Genomic DNA, 850 nt, shown 5'->3' with positions numbered 1-850 from the left:
TCAGTTGAAGCAGTCCTTGACGGTGCCGGCGCAGTTGGTGGGGTCGTTGTTGGTCACGGTCGACTTGTCGTCGAGCTTGACCTTGCCGTCGTTGTTGAGGATGCCGCCGGCGACTCGGTGCTGCTTTGAGGCGTCGGTGGCCTTGTTCTTGGTGACGTGGGTCTTGGTCAGGGTGACGGTGCCCTTGTTGTTGAAGATGCCGCCGCCGTTGAGAGCGGTGTTGCCCTTGACCTCGGTGTCGCGCAGGGTGAGGTGGGCGCCGTCGCGGTCGCGGTCGCGGTCGTTGTCGTGGTCGCCGTTGTCGTTCTTGTCCTGGAAGCCTTCGGCGAGTTTGACGTCGGCCTTGCCGTTGAAGATGCCGCCGCCGAAGCGTCCGGCGTTGTTGTCGACGATCTTGCTGTCGGAGATGGTGGCGCTGGCCTTGTTGTCGTCGTCCTTGTCGTCCTTGTCGTCCTTGTCGTCCTTGCCGTTGTTGCCGTTGTTGCCGTTGTTGCCGTTCGGGCCGTTGTGGCCGTTGTTGCGGTCGTTGTGGTCCTTGTCGTTGCGGCGTTCGTCGCTGACGTTGTAGATGCCGCCGCCGTCCTTGTCGGCGTGGTTCTTGGCGACGATGACCTTGTCGAGGTCGAGGGTGGTGTCCTTGGCGTAGATGCCGCCGCCGTTCTCGCAGGCGGTGTTGTCCTTGATGGTCGACAGGACGATCTTGACGAAGCCGCCGGAGCTGAACACGCCGCCGCCGTTTTCGCCGGCCTTGTTGCCCTCGATGGTGGTCTTGAAGATCTCCACGGTGCCGGCCTCGTCGCGGCCCTGGAAGCGCGGCCAGGAGTCCTTGTCCTTGCCGTGGTCCTTGCCG

1 pseudogene is annotated in these 850 nt (G+C 63.4%); it reads right to left on the bottom strand.

Annotated features, from left to right (window positions below):
- Positions 1-850 (bottom strand): annotated as a pseudogene (locus ACTMS9_RS30635) (hypothetical protein); the annotation flags it as partial.

The sequence above is a fragment of the Micromonospora sp. L31 genome (assembly GCF_052068075.1).
GTDB classification, from domain to species: domain Bacteria; phylum Actinomycetota; class Actinomycetes; order Mycobacteriales; family Micromonosporaceae; genus Micromonospora; species Micromonospora purpureochromogenes.
This window is presented reverse-complemented; position numbering and strand designations above follow the sequence as displayed.